This is a genomic window from Streptomyces sp. NPDC102259, assembly GCF_044766465.1.
Taxonomy (GTDB): domain Bacteria; phylum Actinomycetota; class Actinomycetes; order Streptomycetales; family Streptomycetaceae; genus Streptomyces.
In genome coordinates, this window is sequence record NZ_JBIWMA010000002.1 from 40457 (window position 1) to 60814 (window position 20358).

A 20358-nucleotide genomic window follows, 5' to 3' on the forward strand; every position below is an offset into this window, starting at 1 on the left:
CCCCCCCCCGCCCCCCCCCCCCCCCCCCCCCCCCCCGCCCCCCCCCCCCCCCCGCGGGACGGCGTCCATGAGCAGGTCGAACATGCGGCCCAGTTGGTCGCGCCCGTCTGTCGGCGAGGTAGCGGTGAGCATGCCGACGAGGATGATGACGACGTCCTCGGCGTGAACGTCGTCGCGCAGCGTCCCGGCGGCGATTCCGGCGGCAAGAATGGTTCGCACAGTTGCGGAGAGCTGTTCACGTGCCGGCGACACGGTCCCGGCGCCGGAGGCGAGAACTGCCCGTAGGGCGTCTGCGGTCTCTCGTCGTGTCATCGCGTAGTCGGCGAACTGGTCCATCCAGCTGCGTAGGGCCTGGGCCGGATGCCTCGTGTGCAGGAGCGCCTCGGCGTCGGCACACAGCTGCGCCAGTTCGTGCCGGTAGATCGCTTCGACCAGTGCTTCCCGGGTGGGGAAGTGCCGGTAGAGCGTGCCGATGCCGACCCCCGTGTCCCGCGCGATCTGCTTCATCGACACCGGTGGTTGTCCGGAAGTGAACGCATGGCGCGCGGCGTCGAGCAGGCGGGTGCGGTTACGTGCTGCGTCCGCGCGGATGGGCTTGGGCGTGTCGTGGCTCGGCATGATGCGGAGGGGCCTTCGGTCATGGTGCTGCGAGTCGGAGGCGCCTGCTCCCTGCTGGAACCGTGCGACGGGCAGCGGGATGTCGCCGTGCGTGCGGGTCGCTCAGGTGGCGAGCGTGTGCGGGAATCCGCCCGGGGGAGCCCCGCTCGCGCCGTGGGTGAGGATCAGTGGGGTGGCGCGGGGCTCGGGTGGGCGGACGCGAGGGAAAGGGGATGTCCTGGCCGGCGGACTTGCCTGGTGGTGAAGTGCGGCGGTTCGTGCAGCCGAGGAGAGGAGCTCACGGCCCGACGAAGCCGCCGTGCACGGTTTCGCGATGACGCCCGCTTCGTGGGTGGCCGGGCTGCCGTCGAGGCATACCCGACCACCGCAGGGCGCCTGGTGGGGCGGGGCCGGAACCCACCAGGGTGCCGCGGCGCCGACCGGGGTCCCTGTGGGGCGCCGGGGCCGGTCGTGCCGCGGCAGGAGGTGATCAGAGGTTCTCGTTGACGCGGCCGATGTACTCGCCCAGCTCGTACTCGACGTCGAGGCCCTTCTCGGCGACCAGCGCGCCGAGCCCGACCGCACGCGCGGCGAATCCCGGCTGCGTCAGTGTGCCCGCGAACTCGCCGAAGGCGGCGACCAGGTGGGCGTCCGGCGGCAGTGTCGCCCGGTTGACCTGGGCCTTCGCGGTCGCCAGTGCCTGCCGGTCGAAGGAGGCGAGGCGGGCGACCGTCGCGTCGACGAAGGCGTCGAGTTCCGCGTCGGGCAGGGTCCGGGTCACCCACCCCCAGCGCTCGGCCAGGTCGGCGTCGTAGTCGGCACTGGTCAGGATCGCCTCCAGTGCGCGGTCGCGGCCGATGGAGCGCGGGAGCCGCTCACCGCCGCCTCCGCCGGGGACGATGCCGATGCCGACCTCGGGCTGGCCGAAGAACGCCTTCTCGCGGCTGGCGTAGCGCAGGTCGCAGGCGAGGGCCAGCTCGTTGCCCGCGCCACGGGTGCGACCCCGGATGGCCGCGATGCTGATGAACGGAGCCTTGGTCAGCCGCAGGACCATGTCGGTCCAGACCGGGTTGTCGTCCTCGTGCTCGGGCTGGGGGAGGTCGGCGGCAGCGGCGCCGTCGTAGTGGTTGACGAAGAAGTCGGGGAGGTCGCTGTCGAAGACGACGACCTTGATGTCCGGGTCGTTCTCGAGCTCCTTGACGATCTTGAGCAGCGTCACGGCGGATTCGGGAACCACCAGGTTCGCGGGAGGATTCGCGAAGGTGATCCTGGCGGTCCGCGGGGTCGTCCGCTCCAGGCGGATCGTGCTGGGCTGGCTCATGGCGTGGTTCCGTTTCGTAGGGGGCTTGCGTGGCTGTGATCGCGTCCGATGACCACGGGGCTGTTGCGTCTGGTGCGGGTGCCGCCGCCCTGTCCGTCGGCGCCGCATCGGCCGCGGTGGGCCCGCACTGTGTGGCATGTGGTGCGCGCCGTTCGGGCTGATGACGAGCGCCGAGGTGGCCGCCTTGCCTGTCATGGCCGTGCGCTTGTCGTTCGCCACTGGCCGAGTCGCTGTCTGTACCCGTTGCTCGACCCGTTTGACTTATGAGCGTAATGCAATAAGCCGGGAAGTGCTCGGCAGGCAAGAGACGCGATCCGCGGGTGAAGCACCAGCCGGCCGCGTCGGGCCTGGGGCGGACCGGCGCGGTCAGGCGGAAGGAATGACGATCGGGGTGCCGAACAGGTAGAAGTTGCTGATGTCGATCACGAAGGGAGCCGCATAGGTGGGGAAGCGTTCGATGATGGCCTGCTTGTAGGCCTGACCATCGTCGCCGAGGAGCTCACCGGCGACCTTCAGGTACTCGGCCATCTCCGCGAAAACGGCCTGTCCCGCGGGCAGTCCGTGTCCGGGCAGGATCGTGTCGTAAGCCGGGTCGGCGAGTTCCTGGAGGATGACCTGCCAGCGGTCGATGTCGTGGTTTCCGACGAACACATGGGTCTTGTGGTAGACGACGTCCTGCGCCACCAGCACCCCGTGCTCGGGCAGCCGGATCAGTAGTTGGTCGGAGGTCTCACCGCCGGAAAGGGCTTCGAAGGCGAAGGGAACGCCGTCGATGACCTCGGTACCCGGGGTGACCAGAACGGTGGGGGCCACGTCCACTGCGGGGACCGGGATGCCGGTGGGGTCCTTGAGGTCGCCTCGCGCCGCCATCTGATCGCGCGTGACGGCCATGGCGTGAATGGGTGCGTTGAAGCGGGCCGCGCCCTGGAAGTGGTCCGGGTGCTCATGGGTGATGATGAGCCGGTCCAGCGGTTTGCCGAGTTCCCTTGCGTATGCGACGACCTCGTCAGCACCCGTGATCGCGATCTGGCCGTCCACCGCGACCAGCCGGCCCGGGGTCTCGATCAGCTGGGTGGTGACGTTGATGTTGTCGTCGGGAGCCATGTAACTGTGCACCCGCACGTCGCCCTTGTCGATGATGGTGACGGTGCCCCTCATTGGTCCACTCCTTCTGGTGTCCTGCGCAGCCGGGCCGTTGTCGGGCCTTGTACGAGTTCTTGTGCCGGGCGAGCCACTGTCCTGCCGACGCTCCCGATCCCGGCTCACCGTCGCCATGTCCTTGTCGCCATGTCCTTCTCCTGCGGTGAGGCGCGAGTTCACTGATCGCGCCCGACGCTACGAAGGAAGCGCGGCAAGCGGATCCGTCACCGTGTCCGTCACCGTGTCCGTCAAATACGGCCCGGTGTCATGGAACTCGGGTTGCGGCAGTGGCTCCGGGCGACCGCAGCCCATTAGGCTTTCAAGCAAATGGACCTGTACGGACGGCGCCAGGAGCAGGCAGCCCTTGACCGGATCCTTGACGGTGCCCGTCAGGGATTGGGAGCGAGCGTGATGTTGTGGGGTGACCCCGGCATCGGTAAGACCGCCCTGCTCGAATACGTGGCTGAGTCGGCCGCCGCGGACTTCACCGTCCTGAGGTGCGGGGGCACTCGCCTCGAGTCACAGCTGGCCTTCGCCGCACTGCACGAACTGCTGTGGCCGGTGACGGAGCGGATCAGCACGCTCCCGGAGCCGCAGGCCAACGCCTTGAACGGGGCGCTCGGTACCAGCAACGATGCGGCGGACCGGTTTCTGATCGGCGTGGCCGTACTGACGCTCGTCGGCGAGCTGGCCGGCAAGCGGCCGGTTCTGATCGTCGCCGACGACTCCCAGTGGCTGGACGAGCCGTCCGCCCAGTGCCTGGCCTTCGTCGCTCGCCGGCTGCGCGACGAGGGCGTGGTCATGCTCCTCACCGGCCACGACGATCCCGTCGAGAGCCCCTGGGAGAAACTGGCGGCGATGGAGGTACGCGGGCTGGACGACGACGACGCACGGCTCCTCGCCCGTGCCCTCGCCCCGCACGCGGACGAGACGGTGATCCGCCGCACGGTCCGCGCGGCGGCCGGAAATCCGCTGGCACTCCAGGAGCTGCCCACGTCCGAAGCGGCCGGCGACCTCTCGGCGTATCCGCTGGGCGACGACCAGATCTCCGTCGGGCCCCGCCTGCGTCATTCCTTCCACGCCCGGATCGAGAGGTTGTCGGCGCCTGCCCGCACCGCGCTTCTCCTCGCCGCCGCCGACGACCGCAGTGACCGGGACACCGTGCGCCAGGCCGGTGGCGTGCTCGGCCTCGACGCGGCCGCGTGGGACGAGGCCCAGCACTCGGGCCTGCTCACCACGGGCTCGGGCGGGCGGATCCGCTTCCGCCACCCGCTCATGGGGGCGGTGGTCTACGACGTGGCGCCGCCCGTGGACCGGCAGGCTGTGCATCACGCTCTCGCCTCCGTGCTGAGCGGCGAGCACGCCGGCGAGTTGCGGCCCTGGCATCTCGCCGCAGCTGTGGAAGCCACGGGCGGAACCGACGAGGAGGTGGCCCGCCTGCTGGAGGAGTCGGCCCGCCGTGCCTGGGCGCGCGGCGGCTGTGCCACGGCTGCCCGTGCCCTGCAGCGTGCGGCGAGGCTGTCACCCGCCGCGGACGACGCGGCACGGCGACTGTCCTACGGGGCGAGGGCGGCCTGGGAGGCCGGACAGGTCGATGCGGCGCGGGGCATGCTGGAGCGGGCGGAAGGGATGTCCTCCGAAGCCACGGTCGGGGAGCTCAGCGAAGGGCTGAGCGGGCTGATCGAGTACGCGCACGGCGATCTGGGAATCGCCTGCCGTCGGCTCCTCCGGGACATGGAGCGGGTGGCCGACGCCGGGCAGGCGTTCCAGCTCGGCAGCATGGCGCTGCGGGCGGCGTGGGCGGCCGGGCACGGCGAGCTGCAGCGCGAGGCGCTCGAGCGGCTCGCGCGGCGGCTCCCGCAGGGGAACTTCCCGAACGCCGATCTGCTGCCGTTGCTGCGCCAGTGGTGGACGCAGGACCTGAGCGACGGAGCCGACGACAGCGACCAGGCCGTGGCCCCCGACGCCGAGGTCCTCAGCCGGCTCAGCGGCAGTTCCTGGTTCCTGATGCCGCCGGCTCCGGTGGCGATCGCCTGGGGAATCGAGTCCGCCCAGGAGGAGGCTCTGCGCTTCGAGATCGACCGGCTGCGGCCCACGGACCGGGTGACCGCCCTGACCCAGACGCTGGCAGAGACGGCTGCGCTGGGCATCGCGCAGGGTTCCTGGACGTCGACCGCGGCGAACGCCCTGGAGGGGCTCCAGGTGGCCGGGGAGATCGGTGACGACCACCTGGCGTCGCAGTGCCGCAACTGTCTGGGGTGGCTGGCAGCCGTCCGAGGCGAGGAGTCGGCCGTCGCGGACTACGCCGCCCGGGCCTTCGAGGTTTCCGTGCCGCGCAGTGTGCGCCTGCTCAGCGCCGCCGCGCAGTGGACCCTCGGCATGTCGGCGCTCTTCGCCGGCCGGGCCGAGGAGGCCTTGGACTACCTGGTCCGCCTGACCGAGGGCGGACACCACGCGGCGCACCCCACCATCGCGGTGCTCGCCGCGCCGGACACCGCCGAGGCCGCCCTCCAGGCAGGACAGCGGGCGACGGCCGAGGAACAGGCGCGGCTGCTGCGACGCTGGGCCGAACGGACCGACGCGGCGTGGGCGATCTCCGCGACGCACCTGGTCCATGCCCTGCTGGCGTCGGGGGCGGATGCGGAGAAGCAGTTCCGGCTCGCGCTGGACGTCCCCGGAGCCCGGTCGCGGCCCTTCACCTACGCCCGCACCCGCCTGCTGTACGGCGAGTGGCTGCGGCGGGCCCGCCGCCGTACCGACGCCCGGACCCAGCTCGCCGAAGCCGCGGAGATCTTCCGGCGACTGCACGCGGCGCCCCTGCTCGCCCGCAGCCAGGCCGAACAGGAACTGGCCGGGCAGCACCTGCACCGCGACCTCGCACCGGCCCGGGACAGCGCAGCCGTCCTCACCCCGCAGGAGCTGAGAGTCGCACGGCTCGCCGCGCAGGGGCTCACCAACCGGGAGATCGGGGCACAGCTGCTGATCAGTCCCCGCACCGTGGCCCATCACCTGGCCAACGTGTTCCCCAAGCTCGGTATCGTCTCGCGCGCCGACCTCGCCCGCATCGACTTCGGGGACGGGTTGCACCTGATCGGCTGACGGGCCGCCTTCGGCGCTGGACCGGGGCCCCGCTGATGCCCAGCGCTGCGCTGGGCGGAGTTCGTCGCCGTTCACACCCGGGGCGTCCCACTATGCGGTGATGCCCCGGCTGGTGGCGGCGGCACCTCCTTGCGCACGACCGCCAGATGTCATGGCCCGGGCTCGACGGCCTCGCGACATGTCGCCCTCGCCGGGAGAGCAGCCTGCCGTCCAGTCCACCCTCCCGCAAGGAATGGCGTACACCTCGCTCGACCTCACGGTGAAATGCCTGCGGCGGATCACCGTGGACACGGGCATGGTGCGTGCCATTGGCACAGTTGTCAGCGAGGGCCGTCAAACCGCCCTCGCCCAGGCGCGTCTCCGACCTCCACCGGAACGACAACTCGACGGCTCGTCACCGCGACTGAACCGTCGCCCCCCATACCTGACCAGTGGAAATGCATCCGCCTCCCGGCCTCGTTGATCATGATCAGCCGCCGCTGCAGCCGGCGGTCGCGTTCCCTCTGGTACGCCGCGACAGCCTGTTCCGCCGTGCGATCGACAAACTCGAAGCCGATCGCGCTCAGGGTGACCGTCGTCGCGTTGATCAGCTCCTGGGACGTGGTGACACGGGCTGTCTCCGAGTAGAGCTCATGAAGCACACCCGCGTGGACGAGCCGATAGATGCGAAGAAGCTGACTTATCGGCACCCCGTGCTCGGCGAGGCGGCAGGCGAACTCGATGGCGGCGGGTGGCGTCCCGACGTCGGTCATGTCAAGGTCACGCTCGAGGAAATCCAGAACGGCGGTGACGTGTTCGGACAACGCCAAAGGCGCCAGAGCGGCGATGTCCTCGTACCCCCAAACCTCAGGAAGTTCGCCGCGCAAGCGTTGCAGCACCACGTCGACCACGTGATCCGCTCGCGGGGCGAGCCCTCGAGCGAGGTCGCTGAGGAAGGCGCGGGTGTCGGTTCCCACACTGGAAATGTACCCCCGGCCTGGTCGACGAGCCGTGCCGACGCCGGTCCGGTGAACGCGCCCGGCGTCGGCCGGGTCGAGAGTGTCGGGCGTTCACGGTGTGTGACCGGCGCGGCGGAGAACGGGGCGCAGCACCTCGATGACGCTGGGGTCGTCCACCGTGGAGGGAATGGGTTCGTCACGGCCGTCGGCGATGCCGCGCATCGTCCTGCGCAGGATCTTGCCCGAGCGGGTCTTGGGCAGGGCGGCGACGACCGTGACGTCCTTGAGGGAGGCGACGGCGCCGATCCGCTCCCGCACGAGTTGGACGAGTTCGGCCTCGACCTCGGCCGGTTCGCGGGTGGTGCCCGCCTTGAGGACGACGAGGCCGCGCGGGATCTGTCCCTTGAGTTCGTCGGCGACCCCGATGACGGCGCATTCGGCGACGTCGGGGTGGGCGGCCAGGGCCTCTTCCATGCCGCCGGTGGACAGGCGGTGTCCGGCGACGTTGATGACGTCGTCGGTGCGGCCCATGACGAAGACGTAGCCGTCGTGGTCGATGTGTCCGCTGTCGCCGGTGAGGTAGTAGCCGTCGAAGGCGGACAGGTAGGAGGCGAGGTAGCGGGCGTCGTCGTTCCACAGGGTGGGCAGCGCGCCGGGTGGCAGGGGGAGCTTGACGACGATCGCGCCGTCGACGCCGGGTGGCACGGGCTGCCCGGTGGGGTCGAGGACGCGGACGTCCCATCCGGGCAGCGGGCGGGTGGGGGAGCCGGGCTTGACGGGCGCGGCCTCGATGCCGACCGGGTTGGCGACGATGGGCCAGCCGGTCTCGGTCTGCCACCAGTGGTCGATCACCGGCACACCCAGCAGGTCGCCGGCCCAGTGATAGGTCTCGGGGTCGAGGCGCTCGCCGGCGAGGAAGAGATAGCGCAGGCAGGAGAGGTCGTAGCCCGCGGTGAGCGTGCCCTTCGGGTCCTCCTTGCGGATGGCGCGGAAGGCGGTGGGCGCCGTGAACATCGTCTTGACGCGGTGTTCGGCGGCGACGCGCCAGAACTGGGCCGCGTCCGGGGTGCCGACCGGCTTGCCCTCGTACAGCACGGTGGTGGCGCCGGCCAGGAGCGGGCCGTAGACGATGTACGAGTGTCCGACGACCCAGCCCACGTCGGAGCCGGTGAACATGGTCTCGCCCGGCCCGATGTCGTAGACGGCCCCCATCGACCAGTGCAGGGCGACCGCGTAGCCGCCGCAGTCGCGTACGACTCCCTTGGGTTTTCCGGTCGTTCCGGACGTGTAGAGGATGTAGAGGGGATCGGTGGCGGGGACGGGCACGCAGTCGGCCGGCGCGGCGGCGGCGGTGAGGGCGGCCCAGTCGAGATCGTCGGGACCCAACTCGGCCCGCTCCTGAGGGCGTTGCAGGATCACACTCTTCTGGGGTTTGTGGACCGCGAGTTCGATCGCCTGGTCGAGCAGGGGCTTGTATGCGATGACCCGCGTGCCCTCGATGCCGCAGGAGGCGGAGACCACCACTTTGGGGGCGGCGTCGTCGATGCGCAGGGCGAGTTCGTGCGGGGCGAAGCCGCCGAAGACGACCGAGTGGACCGCGCCGATCCGTGCGCAGGCCAGCATCGCGACGGCGGCTTCGGGGACCATCGGCATGTAGATCACCACTCGGTCGCCGCGCCCCACGCCGAGTCCTGCCAGCGCTCCGGCGAAGGCCGCCACCTCGTCCCTCAGCTGCGCGTAGGTGTAGGTGCGGCGGGTGGCGGTCACGGGTGAGTCGTAGACGAGCGCGGGTTGTTCGCCCCGGCCGGCTTCGACGTGCCGGTCGAGCGCGTTGAAACAGACGTTGAGTCGCCCGTCGGGAAACCAGCGGTAGAACGGGGCGCCCGAGGAGTTCAGGGCGCGGTGCGGAGCGACATCCCAGTCGATGCCCTCGGCCACCTTCAGCCAGAAGCTCTCCCGGTCCTCGGTACTGGCGCGGAAGACATCCTCGTACGTTCCCATCGCGCACTCCTTTGTGGCATCGAGGGACGGTGGTGGGGCGTGCGGAACAGTGTCGGACACAAGTACCGCATGCCGGCCGGTATGCGGAGCAGGACGCCGGAGATCGGCGACCTGTCACCGGCAATGTCGGTGGTGCGGCGGCCCGGCCGTCAGGTGCAGCTTCTGCTCACGCGCCGAGGTGCTTGTGGAGCCACTGGCCCACCTGCTGGATTGCCTGATCCACCTCGGGTACCCGACCGGCGCCCAGGACGAACGAGTGCCGGCCGTCGGGCAGCGGGTGGACATCGGAGGTGACCTTGAAGTCCGCGAGTCGGCGGCCGAGCTGGGCGCCGTCGTCGGCGAGGGCCCAGCAGACTGCCGCGGCAGACACCCGACGGGGCCGGGAGGAATCCGGAGCGCCCCTCGCGAGCGGACCCTCGGGAGCCATGCGGGCGGATGCTGTCCACGACAGCCGGTACGCCGTCGGTGCAAGCGTGTCCGGTCGCGTCTCAGTCGTTGCCGGGCACCATCGACACCACGACCTTGCCGGCCTTGGTGCGGCCCTGCTCGACGTGCGCCATCGCCTCGAGTGTCCGGTCGAAGGGGAAGGTGCTGTCGATGACCGGGTGGAGCTTCCCGCTGTCGTAGAGGGCGCCGAGTTTGCGCAGCTGGGAGCCGTTGGCCTGCATGAAGAGGAACTGGTAACGCACGCCCAGCGCCTTCGCCTGCTTGCGGACCTTGCGGCTGAGCGTGTTCATGACCAGGCCCAGGAAGGAGGGGGCGCCGAGCTGCTTGGCGAAGGCGGCGTCCGGCGGGCCGACGACACTGATGGCCAGGCCGCCGGGCTTCAGCACGGTCAGCGACTTCTCGAGGTTCGCCCCGCCCAGGGAGTCCAGCACCAGGTCGTAGCCGGACAGCACCTTCGAGAAGTCCTCCTTGGTGTAGTCGACGACCACGTCGGCACCGAGGCTCCTGACCAGCTTCTCGGACCTGGTGTTCGCGGTCGTCGCCACGGTGGCGCCGAGGTGCTTGGCCAGCTGGATGACCGTCGACCCGAGGCCACCGGCACCGGCGTGGATGAGCACTTTCTGACCCGGCTTCACGTGGGCACGGTCGACGAGGATCTGCCAGGCGGCCAGGGCCACCAGCGGCACCGCGGCCGCCTCCTCCAGGGAGAGGGAGGCCGGCTTGGGTGCGACATCGTCCGCGTCGATCGCGATGTACTCCGCGAAGCCTCCGATCCGCAGGTCGCGCGGGCGGGCGTAGACCTCGTCGCCGACCTTGAAGCCGTGTACGGCGGAGCCGACCTGTGTCACGACGCCCGCCAAGTCGTGGCCGAGCACGAACGGGCGCTTGTACTTCAGGAGCTGCTTGAACTCCCCGTTGCGGACCATTTTGTCCAGCGGGTTGATGCTGGCGGCGCTCACTCTGATCAGGACGTCGCGGTCTCCGACCGTGGGCTCGGGTACCTCTGCGGCGCGCGCGCCGTCCTTGCCGTACTTCTCGACGACGAATGCCTTCATGCCGGCCGCCTTTCTGTGTGGGGTGGTCGATGTGATTCTTCGCGCAGGCCCCCCTGCACGCCCGTTTCTCGCGTGCGGCCGGGTTGATGTGCTGGTCATGACGCTACCTACTGAGTATAGAAAAGTAAACTCAGGTGGGGTTAGGATCACTCCTATGGAAGCGAGGACCGAAGCACTTCAGTACGCCGGAATGGACCCCCGTCTCGACCGGGACATGTCGAACTGCTCGATCGCCCGGACCCTTGAGGTCGTGGGTGAGAAGTGGACGATCCTGATCCTGCGCGAGGTCTGGTACGGCTCGTCCCGCTTCAGCGACTTCGAACGCGTCCTCGGCTGCCCTCGCAACCTCCTCGCGACGCGGCTCCGGATGCTCGTGGAGGAAGGGATCCTGGCCACCGAGACCTACAAGGAGCCTGGCGCGCGGAGTCGGCCGAAGTACGTGATCACGCCCAAGGGCATGGACCTGGTCCCGGCTGTGATGGGGCTCCTGCAGTGGGGCGACCGTTACCGCGCCGACCCGGAGGGCCCGGCAGTGCTGGCGCGACACCGTGGATGCGGTGCGCACGTCGACGCCCAGATCCGCTGCGAACGGGGCCACGCCGTGCAGGCGGAAGACATCGAGAGCATCCCCGGCCCGGCATTTCGGATGAGGCCCGCCGAGTGACTGAGCGCGGTTGCGCCGGGGGCTCGTGGTGGGCTCGGTCTGCCGAGGTGTGCTCGCCGCGTCTGGCCCGGGCCTGGCGGAGACGGACCTTCGTACGGTTGCCGCAGCGGGACATGCAGCACCAGCGGCGGTTGCGGGCGGAGGGAGCGGTCCAGGAAGCACGACCGTCATCGTGGATCGGTGAGGTCGCGTCCGTCTCAGCGGGGTTCAGGCGACAGGCGGGCGCCGTTGTCGGAGCCGACGGCGAGATGCTCCGTCGGCCGGCGCAGTCTGTTGCCTGAACCCCGAGGGGCTCAGCGAGGGCTCCGACCGTTGCAGCCGCAGCGATTCACGACCCGCCTCGCTTGGCGCGGAACGAGGTGCGGCCGTTTCGCCGCACCATGGCGAGGGTGGCGGCAAGGCTGCCGCGGTTCAGGTCGGGGTGCAGGCCGTTGCCGAGGCGATGCAGCTGGTCGGTGTGCCAGCTGATGTCCAGTACCCCGTCCAGGACCTTGAGGTCGGTGATCTTGCCCAGCAGGGTTCTCATGCCGTAGCGCGCCTGGTGTGCCGTGAGTGTCTCGGCCTCCCCTTCGAGGATGAGCCGGGCCGCGTCCGGGGTGGTGATCGCCGGCCGGCCGATGCCGACCACGTCGCATTCGCCGGCCTGCACGGCTCGCTGCATGGCATCGCGGGTGCGGAATCCGCCTGTGACGGCGAGTGGGATGTCGCCCACCATCTTGCGGACGGTGCGGGCGTATTCCAGGAAGTACGCCTCGCGTGCCCTGGTGCTGGGGGCCGCCGAGCCGCTCATCGCCATGGACTCGTAACTACCGCCGCTGACCTCGATGAGGTCGACGCCTTCGTGGGCGAGCGCGGCCAGCACGGCCTGGGACTCGTCCTCGGTGAATCCGCCCCGCTGGAAGTCCGCCGAGTTGAGTTTGACGCCCACCGCGAAGCCGGGCCCGACGCGGCCGCGGATGCGGCGGACGACCTCGAGAGCGAAACGCATCCGCCGTTCGAGGTCGCCGCCCCAGCCGTCGTCGCGCCGGTTCGACAGGGGTGACAGGAACTGCGAGATGAGATAGCCGTGGGCTGCTTGCACCTGTACGCCGTTGAAGCCGGCCGTTTCACACACGGCCGCGGCCGTGGCGAAGCGCTCGATGATCTCCTCGATCTCGGCCGGTCGCAGTTCGCGCGGTGTCGTGGCTCCGGGCAGTTTCGTCGGGATCGGGCTGGGTGCCACCGGCGTGTGTCCGAGGGCCAGGGGATTGGCCTGGCGGCCGGGATGGTTGAGCTGCGCCCAGATCGCACCGCCCGAGTCCTGGGCCGACTTGGCCCAGCGAGAGAGCGCGTCGAGATCACGCTCGTCCTCGATGACGATGTTGCCCGGTTCACCGAGCTGTCCGCGATCGACCATGATGTTGCCGGTGATCATCAGGCCGTAGCCGCCTCGGCTCCATGTGGAGTACAGACGGCCCAGGCGCTCGTCGGGGGCGTTGTTCTTGTCCCCGAGCGATTCGCTGAGCGCCGACTTCATCAGGCGGTTGGGCAGTATCTGGCCGTTGGGGAGAGTGAGGGGGGCATCCAGCGTGGTCATCGGGGCCTTCTTCGGTGTGGTCGGCGCCAGCCAGGGCGGCGGTCAGGGGTCCGGTTCGTCGGCAGTGCGGGTCGGCGGGTCGTCACAGGAAGGCCGGAGGGGGCTGGTAGCCCTCGAGTTCTCGGCCGAGGAGCTCGGCGAACTTGATGGTGGTGAGGTCGCCGCCGCTCGGACCCATCGCCTGGAGCCCGACGGGCAGGCCGTCTCGGCCGGTTCGCACGGGGATGGTCGTCGCCGGAGAGCCGGCCACGTTGGCGATGGCGCTCCACTTGACCTGGTCCCAGTAGGGGCGAGACCGCTCGTCGACCTGGATCCGGCGTCCGAACCTGTCGATCGGTTTGTTGTGATGCGGGGGTGCCGTGGTCGGTGTGACCGGCATGAGGAGGACATCGAAGTCCCGGAAGAACTCGGTCCACCGCTGGCGCAGCTCATGGCGTGCCACGTCCGCCTGGAGCCAGCTGTAATGGGACTGGAAAGTCCCTCGCAAGGCGTACAGCGCCTCTCCACGAGGATGCTGGACCAGACGCGCGAGGAGCGCCGTGTTGGAGGCGGCTGTCAGCCCGGATCGGTCGTAGGTGAACGCGCCGAAGAGCAGGCGCAGGAAGATGTCATGACTGCTCGCCATGTCACCGGGGAGGCCGGGCGGCCGCAACTCGACCTTCGCGCCGGCCGCCTTGAGGGCGCTCAGGGCGTCGTCCATCGCCGTGGCGACGTCGTGGTCGACGGGGCACGAGGGGTCCTCCGGCCACACCGCGACCCGGAAGCCGTCCAGTGAACTCGCCCTGGGTGGTGCGAGGGTGTAGCTGAAGCCGCCGTCACGCTCGGGCGGTCCCACCGTGGCGTGGAGGACGGGGACAAGGTCGCGCGCCGCGCGCACCTGGGCGCCCGCACAGGCGAGGTCGATCTCCCCCCACCGCCCGACACCGGGTCCGCCCGGCACGTGGCCGATGAGCGGGATGGACCGCCAGGTCGCCTTGTGTCCGTAGAGGCCGTTGAAGTGTGCCGGGATCCGGGTGGACCCGCCGATCTCCGAGCCGAAGTCGAAAGCGGTCAGCCCTGCGGCGGTAGCCACGGCGCCGCCCCCTGCGGAGCCTCCGGACGTGCGTGCGGTGTTCCACGGGTTGAGCGTTGGTCCGAATACCGGATTGTCCGCCTGGACATCCTGGTTCCCCGCGGGCATGTTGGTCTTGCCGATGATCACCGCACCCGCGGCACGCAGCCGTCGCACCGCCTCGGCGTCCTGTTCGGGCACGTAGTCCCGGAGGTGGGGCCGGCCGCAGACGGTCCGCAGACCAGCGGTCTCGTAGCTGTCCTTCAGCGTGATCGGCAGACCGTGCAGCGGGCCGAGTTCCGCCCCGCTCGCGCGCTTCGCGTCGGCCTTCCTGGCCGCGCTCCGCGCCCGTTCGACATCGAGGGTGACGATCGCGTTGAGCGTCTGGTTGTGGGCGTCGATGCGGCTCAGGTAGACCTCGAGCAGTTCCTCACTCGATACCTCACCCGAGGCCAGCGCACTCAACTGGTCCACGGCTGACTGGAACGGGAGATCACGCACGGAGAGCCTCGTTTCTGTAGGTGCTGATGTGGCGGGCCCGGAAGCCGAGAGGGGCTGGTGCCCCTCGTGCAGTGCCGTGGCGGGACATCACTCGGCCTGCTGTTTCGATTGCGCCCGAAGCGTGACGGGAAGGTGCGCCGAGCGTGCATGACGGGTTGAGGAGCGAATCCCGGGGCACATGAGACGCGGCCGGCGCATGTGAAGCCCGCTCCAACGGCATCCGACCAAGCTCAGGACCCGAGGAAGCCGAGCGCCCTCGCGACGAAGTCCTCGTTGTGCTGGAAGATCCCCCCGTGGCCGGAGTCACGGTAGAGAGGGACAAGTTCGCTGTTGGGCAGACGAGCGGCCAGGTCGATCGTGTTCTGGCTGGGCACCATTCGGTCGTTCTCACCGTTGGCCACGAGGACCGGTTGGCGGATTGCCGACAGGCCTGACGGTGTCTGGCGGCCCCATCGCCTGACGGCCTTCAGCTGGGCGCGGAGCGACGGCGGCGAGACGTTCTTGTCGCGATGGTCCGTGCGCTCCTTCAGCCGTTCCAGGAGGGCGCGCCCGGCCTGCCGGCCGCCGGCGGTGTCGGTGAAGAAGAGGGAGAGCAGCGGGTCCTGGCGGGTCAGGGCGCCCTTGATCGTGGCCTGGATGGCCAGCGCCGGGACCTTGTCGATGCCGGGCCCTCCGGCGGGGCCGGTGCCCGCGAGGATGACCTTGCGGACAAGGCGCGGTTCCTCCGCCGCGATGACCTGTGCGATGAAGCCGCCCATCGACAGGCCGAGCAGATCGACCTGGTCGAAGCCGAGGGCACGGATGAACCGCACCGCGTCGGCGGCCATCTTTTCGATCGTGTCCGGCGTGGAGCCGCCCGACCCGCCCACCCCGCGGTTTCCGAAGGTGATCACCCGGCGTCGTGCGGCGAGTCCGTCGACGACGCGCGGATCCCAGTTGTCCAGGTTTCCGGCCATGTGAATCAGGAGGATCAGCGGCACGCCGTCCTCGGGGCCGAGCTGCCGATGGACGAAGTCCACCCCGTCCACGGACACGGAGCGCGTCGGCGCGAACTTGTACGACGTTCGTGAGGGAGGTGAGGAGTTCCGCGATGCCCTCATGTCCGGGTCCTTCTGGTAGGGGTGTCAGGCCGGTCTCGGCCCTCATGGTTGTTTCCGATGTCTGCACGTGGACTGCGTGTGCTGTTCGTCCCGGGCTTCCCGACGCTGAAAAGTGCTCTGCTTCGGCAGGGCTGCCGACAGATGGCGGCAGCCCGGTGACGAGTGCGCGCCGGGCATGGTGGTGCGGTGTTCGTCGCTCACTTCGCGTCATGGACGCCGGCGTGACGGGCGCCAGTCTCGGCACCAGTCTTCCGCCAATTGAATTACATTCATAATCTTAAGGGGCTGGTCGGCGGCCCGCAAGGGAACTCTTCTCCCGTGTGCCATGTCTCGTTTGTGGATGCGGCGCCCGTCGGTGAGGCGGGTCTGCGATCGAGCGGCGCTCGCGGCTTCACGTGAAGACGCTCGACCCCTGTGGTGAGAGGTGACGAGTCGTGGGGTCAGGCAATGTGCCGGTCGGTGGCGGCGGGCGCCATGGGGCGCGGATGATCGTGCTTGCGGGGGAGCGGCTGCTGCCACGAGGGTGGGTGCGGCAGTCCGAGGTCCTCCTCCTCGTCGGGCTCATTCTCTACGCCCAGCAGATTGAGGGCGTTGCGGATGCCCTGTTCGAGGAGTTCATCGGCAAGTCGCTGGTCGGTGAGGGCTCGGGAGAGCTGCAGCGTCCCGGCCATCATGGCGTAGGCGCTCAGCGCCCTGGTGCGGGCCGAGAGCGGATCGACGGGCGCCAGGCGGGCGGCGATGCCGTCGGTGACCACGAGTACGCCGTCCGTGTAGGCCTGCTTGGTGGGGTCGGTGCAGCGCCCTATTTCGTCGAGCAGGGCAGCGGACGGGCAGCCCTCGTCAGGGCTGTTGCGGTGCCGAGCGGACAGGTACCACCGCACGATCTGTTCGAGTCCGTCGCGACCGGGTGCCGCGTGCGCGACGATGTTCGCGTTCTGTGCGTGCAGTTGGTCGGCGACGGCAGCGGCGACGAGCTCGTCCTTTGAAGCGAAGTGGGTGTAGAAGGCGCCGTTGGTCAGCCCCGCGTCCCTCATGAGTGTCGCGACGCTCGAGCCGTCGATGCCGTCCCGCTTGAGCCGGCGTCCGGCCGTCTCGATGATGCGCTGCCGGGTCACCGGTTTGTGCTCGCTCCCGTATCGCACCCCATGCTCCTTCGCTCCCCAGAAGGGCCGTTCGCCCTCCGCCTGCCCCTTCACTGTATGTTATGTCGAACGTAATTCAATGGTGTCGGGATGTGACATGGACTCCGCCCGCATTCCCCGGCGCGTTCGCGCCGCCGATCGTCTTCGGCTTCGGTGACTTCGAACGGGTCCTGGACTGTCCTCGCAACCTCCTCGCGGCGCGCGGCTTTGGATGCTGGTGGGGGAAGGGATCCTCGCGACCGAGACGTACAAGGAGCCCGGTTCACTGAGCCGGCCGTGATGGGGCTGCCGCAGTGGCGTGACCGTTACCGTGCTGACCCGGAGGGGCCGGCGGTAGTGGCGCGACACCGCGACTGCGGTGGGCGCGTCAACGCCCGGATCCGCTGCGAGCGAGGCCACCCGGTCAGGCCAACGACATCGAGAGCGTTCCCGGCCCGGCCTTTCGTATGAGGTCGCCCGAGTGCGCTGATGACTCCTCCGTCAGCTTTCCGTGATCCGGCCGCTCTGCCGTGTACGCGCCTGGTGGAGGCGGACCTTGGTGCGGTTTCCGCAGCGGGACATGGAGCACCAGCGGCGGTTGCGGGCCGGGGAGCGGTCCAGGAAGCGCAGTGCGCAGCGGTCCGCTCCGCAGACGCGTACGCGCCGAATGTCGGCGGACAGAAGGAGGTCGACGGCGTCCTGGGCGATGAGCGCCAGCGCGAGCGTGGGGTCGTCCGCGAGGGGCGCGGTGCCGGCGGGCTCCAGGCGGTCCTCGGTGATGACGAGTTGCAGGGCGGGTCTGGGGGCCGCCGCTGCCGATCGGTTGAGCAGCGTCACGTCGCCGGATGCGGGCAGTCGGCCGGCGGCGACCGCCAGTACGGCCCGGTCGACGCTCTCGCGCAGCCGTCGGGCGGACAGGAGAATGGCCGCAGTGGCGGCGTCGGTGGTCCCCGGTGCGAGCAGACGGGCCTCCCGGAGCCAGCCCATCAGGTCGTCCGGTCCCCGGAGTGTCTCCTCGGGAGTGGTTCTCCACCGGCTTCGGAGGGTGTTGGTGAAGTCCAGGCCGACCCGTCCGCCGTCCCAGATCCACACGTCGTCTGTTGGCACGCCTCTATTCTGCCCGCTAGCTTAACCGTCTAAGAGGGTTAGCCCGTGTCGGGAAGGCGGATCCATGGGACAGCCGACGGTGACGACCGGAGTGACGCAGGTGGACGGGGTCCGCCTGCACTACGTCCGAGCCGGGGCCGGACCTCTGCTTGTCCTGCTCCATGGCTGGCCGCAGACCTCCGACTGCTGGCGGCCGGTGTTGGCGGATCTGGCCGCCGAGCACACGGTTGTGGCGCCGGACCTGCGTGGATACGGCCTGAGCGACAAGCCCACCACGGGTTACGGCAAGCGGCGGATGGCCGCCGACATGGCCGGCCTCGTCGAGGCGCTCGGCTTCGAGCGGGCCATGGTCGTGGGCCACGACCGCGGCGCTCGCGTGGGGCACCGCTGGGCGCTGGACCGTCCGGACCAGGTGGAGCGGCTGGCCGTGCTCGACATCGTTCCCACACGGGAGATGTTTCGCCGTTTGGACGCCTCGCTCGCCTCCGGGTACTGGCACTGGCTGTTCCACATGCAGCCCGATCTGCCCGAGCGCCTCGTGGGGCGCGACATCCGCGGGTATCTCGAGTACTTCTTCGAACGGTGGACCTACAACCGCCACGGACTCACGGTCGATGCGGTCGACGGCTACGTCCGTGCGTTCTCCCGCCCGGGTGCCCTGCGTGCGAGCCTGGACGACTACCGCGCCATGGAGGAGGACACCGCGCTCGACGACATCGACGCCGCCGAAGGCCGCCGCCTCACCATGCCACTGCTGGCCCTGTGGGGTTCCGAGGGGCTGCCTGCCCGCTTGCCGACGCTGGAGATCTGGCGGGACTATGCGGACGATGTCACCGGTGCCGAGATCGCGGAGTGCGGCCACTTCATCCCGGAGGAGCGACCGAAGGCACTGTTGGCACATCTGTGGCCTTTCCTGGCCGGCAAGACGAACCGGTGACCCCCACGGTGAGGGACACACTGCCCCTCAGCCGATCGAGCGCCGACCCGAAAGGCGCGCTGTCCGAGGGGCCTCGACCAGGGTGTGATGACCCCGCACGACGAACGCACCTGTAGGGCAGGGAAGTTGAGGGGCGGCCCCGCCGTAACCGGCGGGGCCGCCCCTCGGTTCGGGCTTCAGGTCGCGACCGCGTCGGCCGGAGCGCTCCCTGCAGCAAGGCCGGCAGCCGAGCTGTCGGCCTTGCGCTGCCGGCGCATCAGCAACGCCAGAGCCGCTGCCAGGGCGACGGCACCGGCTCCGACCCAGAGGGCCGGGACCAGCCCGTCCACGAACTGTGAGGCGGATCCGTAGCCGCCCTGGGCGGAGAAGACCGCGGCCAGCGACGCCACACCGATGGCGCCGCCGACCTCGCGGATCGCGTTGTTGGCGCCGGAGGCGATGCCCTGCTCTTCCGGGCGGACGGTGCCCATGACGAGGTTGGCGCTGGGTGCGAAGAACATGCCCATGCCGATGCCGCAGACGATCAGTGCGGGCAGCAGGTGGGTGTAGGCGACGTGCGGCTCGACGGTGATGGCCCAGAGCCCGAGACCGACGGCGTTCAGGGCCATGCCCACGGTGACGACGGGTGCGCCGCCGATGCGGTCGGACAGTGCCCCGGCCAGCGGTCCGGCGATCATGGGCATGGCGGTCCAGGGCAGCATCCGTACGCCGGCTTCCATCGGCGAGTAGCCGCCGACGGTCTGCAGGTACTGGCTGAGCAGGAAGATCGACCCGAACATGCCCAGGAACATCAGCAGGCTGGCGGCGTTGATGGCGCTGAAGGAGCGGTGGCGGAAGAGGCGCATCGGCAGCATCGGGTGCTCGGTGCGCACTTCGTACAGGACGAAGCCGACGAGCAGAGCCGCACCCGCGATGAAGCCGCCCAGCACCGGGGTGCTGGTCCAGCCGTCGGTGTTTCCGCGCACCAGGGAGTAGACGATGCCGAACAGACCGCCGCTGGCAAGGGCCGTGCCGACGAGGTCGAGAGTCGGGTTCGGGCCGTGGCTCTCGTCCAGCCGCAGCAGGGCAAGCGGGATCAGTGCCAGGCCGATCGGGACGTTCACCCAGAAGATCCACTGCCAGGACAGGTGCTCGGTGAGTGTGCCGCCGATGAGCGGTCCGGTGGCGACGGCGATGCCGCTGGCCGCGCCCCAGACACCCAGGGCCGCGCCGCGCCGCTCGGCGGGGACGGCGGCCGACAGCAGGGTCAGCGTCAGCGGCGTCACGATCGCGGCCCCCACGCCCTGGGCGGCGCGGGCGGCGATCAGTTCCCCCATGCCCGGGGCGAGTGCGGCGGCGGCCGAGGCCGTGGTGAAGATCGCGAGCCCGATGGCGAACAGCCTCCGGCGGCCGAATCGGTCGCCGAGGGAAGCACCGAACATGAGCAACACCGCGAAGGTGAGGGTGTAGGCGCTCACTGTCCATTCGAGGTCTTCGAGGCCGCCGCCGAGGTCCTTGCGGATCGAGGGGAGGGCGGTGGTGACGATCAGGTTGTCGAGCGCGGTGATGAATCCGGCCATGCTGGTGATGGCCACGGCCCAGACGGCGCTGCCGCCCCGAACCCGCTGCTTGCCTTGCTCTTTCATGGCGTTCCTTACATTCCCCAAGAAGACACTTGGTGACGGATCAATGGACGTGGACGCCGGCGGGTGACGGCATGGAGT

General features: G+C 69.8%; 13 protein-coding genes and 3 pseudogenes. 4 read left to right on the forward strand and 12 right to left on the reverse strand.

What is annotated here, in order from left to right:
* The 3 genes and pseudogenes from ACIRPU_RS04735 to ACIRPU_RS04745 form a co-directional block, all read right to left on the reverse strand.
* A pseudogene (locus ACIRPU_RS04735) lies at positions 1-618 on the reverse strand (TetR/AcrR family transcriptional regulator); the annotation flags it as partial.
* Positions 619-1087: 469 nt separating this feature from the next.
* Positions 1088-1918: an enoyl-CoA hydratase/isomerase family protein gene (locus ACIRPU_RS04740; RefSeq protein ID WP_403861712.1), complete on the reverse strand. Its 831-nt coding sequence runs from the start codon at positions 1916-1918 to the stop codon at positions 1088-1090.
* A gap of 366 nt (positions 1919-2284) precedes the next feature.
* A complete protein-coding gene (locus tag ACIRPU_RS04745) occupies positions 2285-3076 on the reverse strand; it encodes an MBL fold metallo-hydrolase (RefSeq protein ID WP_403861715.1) in 792 nt (263 codons plus the stop codon).
* A 309-nt stretch (positions 3077-3385) separates the two neighbouring features.
* Here ACIRPU_RS04745 and ACIRPU_RS04750 point away from each other — a divergent pair, with 309 nt between their 5' ends.
* Both ACIRPU_RS04750 and ACIRPU_RS04755 read left to right on the forward strand, forming a co-directional pair.
* Positions 3386-6157: an AAA family ATPase gene (locus ACIRPU_RS04750; protein ID WP_403861718.1), complete on the forward strand. Its 2772-nt coding sequence runs from the start codon at positions 3386-3388 to the stop codon at positions 6155-6157.
* A gap of 205 nt (positions 6158-6362) precedes the next feature.
* Positions 6363-6620, forward strand: a pseudogene (locus ACIRPU_RS04755) (hypothetical protein); the annotation flags it as partial.
* 586 nt (positions 6621-7206) lie between these two features.
* On the opposite strand, the gene ACIRPU_RS04760 reads toward ACIRPU_RS04755, so the two are convergent.
* From ACIRPU_RS04760 to ACIRPU_RS04770, 3 genes are all read right to left on the reverse strand, one after another.
* Complete coding sequence (locus ACIRPU_RS04760) at positions 7207-9096, reverse strand: AMP-binding protein (protein ID WP_403861721.1); 1890 nt, start codon at positions 9094-9096, stop codon at positions 7207-7209.
* Between the two features lie 166 nt (positions 9097-9262).
* The gene (locus tag ACIRPU_RS04765; protein WP_403861724.1) at positions 9263-9466 is read right to left on the reverse strand and encodes a hypothetical protein; all 204 of its coding nucleotides are present in this window, start codon (positions 9464-9466) and stop codon (positions 9263-9265) included.
* A 118-nt stretch (positions 9467-9584) separates the two neighbouring features.
* Positions 9585-10598, reverse strand: coding sequence for an NADP-dependent oxidoreductase (locus ACIRPU_RS04770; protein ID WP_403861727.1), 1014 nt, complete (start codon positions 10596-10598; stop codon positions 9585-9587).
* 190 nt (positions 10599-10788) lie between these two features.
* Here ACIRPU_RS04770 and ACIRPU_RS04775 point away from each other — a divergent pair, with 190 nt between their 5' ends.
* Positions 10789-11262: a helix-turn-helix domain-containing protein gene (locus ACIRPU_RS04775; RefSeq protein WP_355704754.1), complete on the forward strand. Its 474-nt coding sequence runs from the start codon at positions 10789-10791 to the stop codon at positions 11260-11262.
* Positions 11263-11590: 328 nt separating this feature from the next.
* On the opposite strand, the gene ACIRPU_RS04780 is transcribed toward ACIRPU_RS04775, so the two are convergent.
* From ACIRPU_RS04780 to ACIRPU_RS04800, 5 genes and pseudogenes are all read right to left on the reverse strand, one after another.
* Positions 11591-12838: an NADH:flavin oxidoreductase/NADH oxidase family protein gene (locus tag ACIRPU_RS04780; RefSeq protein WP_403861730.1), complete on the reverse strand. Its 1248-nt coding sequence runs from the start codon at positions 12836-12838 to the stop codon at positions 11591-11593.
* A gap of 82 nt (positions 12839-12920) precedes the next feature.
* A complete protein-coding gene (locus tag ACIRPU_RS04785) occupies positions 12921-14390 on the reverse strand; it encodes an amidase (protein ID WP_403861733.1) in 1470 nt (489 codons plus the stop codon).
* Between the two features lie 230 nt (positions 14391-14620).
* On the reverse strand, positions 14621-15490 hold the full coding sequence (locus tag ACIRPU_RS04790) for an alpha/beta fold hydrolase (RefSeq protein ID WP_403861736.1): 870 nt from the start codon (positions 15488-15490) through the stop codon (positions 14621-14623).
* Between the two features lie 569 nt (positions 15491-16059).
* A pseudogene (locus ACIRPU_RS04795) lies at positions 16060-16632 on the reverse strand (TetR/AcrR family transcriptional regulator); the annotation flags it as partial.
* Positions 16633-17112: 480 nt separating this feature from the next.
* Positions 17113-17718: a CGNR zinc finger domain-containing protein gene (locus tag ACIRPU_RS04800; RefSeq protein ID WP_403861739.1), complete on the reverse strand. Its 606-nt coding sequence runs from the start codon at positions 17716-17718 to the stop codon at positions 17113-17115.
* Positions 17719-17782: 64 nt separating this feature from the next.
* On the opposite strand from ACIRPU_RS04800, the gene ACIRPU_RS04805 reads away from it, so the two are divergent.
* A complete protein-coding gene (locus ACIRPU_RS04805; protein ID WP_403861742.1) occupies positions 17783-18655 on the forward strand; it encodes an alpha/beta fold hydrolase in 873 nt (290 codons plus the stop codon).
* A 176-nt stretch (positions 18656-18831) separates the two neighbouring features.
* On the opposite strand, the gene ACIRPU_RS04810 is transcribed toward ACIRPU_RS04805, so the two are convergent.
* Entirely contained in the window at positions 18832-20280 is a 1449-nt protein-coding gene (locus ACIRPU_RS04810) for a DHA2 family efflux MFS transporter permease subunit (RefSeq protein ID WP_403861745.1), read from the reverse strand.
* Positions 20281-20358: the final 78 nt, after the last annotated feature.

What these genes read in the sequence shown, in the direction of transcription:
- ACIRPU_RS04770 (WP_403861727.1), bottom strand. Translation starts at nt 10,598, where the DNA reads ATGAAGGCATTCGTCGTCGAGAAGTACGGCAAGGACGGCGCGCGCGCC.
- ACIRPU_RS04810 (WP_403861745.1), bottom strand. Translation starts at nt 20,280, where the DNA reads ATGAAAGAGCAAGGCAAGCAGCGGGTTCGGGGCGGCAGCGCCGTCTGG.
- ACIRPU_RS04760 (WP_403861721.1), bottom strand. Translation starts at nt 9,096, where the DNA reads ATGGGAACGTACGAGGATGTCTTCCGCGCCAGTACCGAGGACCGGGAG.
- ACIRPU_RS04745 (WP_403861715.1), bottom strand. Translation starts at nt 3,076, where the DNA reads ATGAGGGGCACCGTCACCATCATCGACAAGGGCGACGTGCGGGTGCAC.
- ACIRPU_RS04780 (WP_403861730.1), bottom strand. Translation starts at nt 12,838, where the DNA reads ATGACCACGCTGGATGCCCCCCTCACTCTCCCCAACGGCCAGATACTG.
- ACIRPU_RS04790 (WP_403861736.1), bottom strand. Translation starts at nt 15,490, where the DNA reads ATGAGGGCATCGCGGAACTCCTCACCTCCCTCACGAACGTCGTACAAG.
- ACIRPU_RS04775 (WP_355704754.1), top strand. Translation starts at nt 10,789, where the DNA reads ATGGACCCCCGTCTCGACCGGGACATGTCGAACTGCTCGATCGCCCGG.
- ACIRPU_RS04805 (WP_403861742.1), top strand. Translation starts at nt 17,783, where the DNA reads ATGGGACAGCCGACGGTGACGACCGGAGTGACGCAGGTGGACGGGGTC.
- ACIRPU_RS04740 (WP_403861712.1), bottom strand. Translation starts at nt 1,918, where the DNA reads ATGAGCCAGCCCAGCACGATCCGCCTGGAGCGGACGACCCCGCGGACC.
- ACIRPU_RS04750 (WP_403861718.1), top strand. Translation starts at nt 3,386, where the DNA reads ATGGACCTGTACGGACGGCGCCAGGAGCAGGCAGCCCTTGACCGGATC.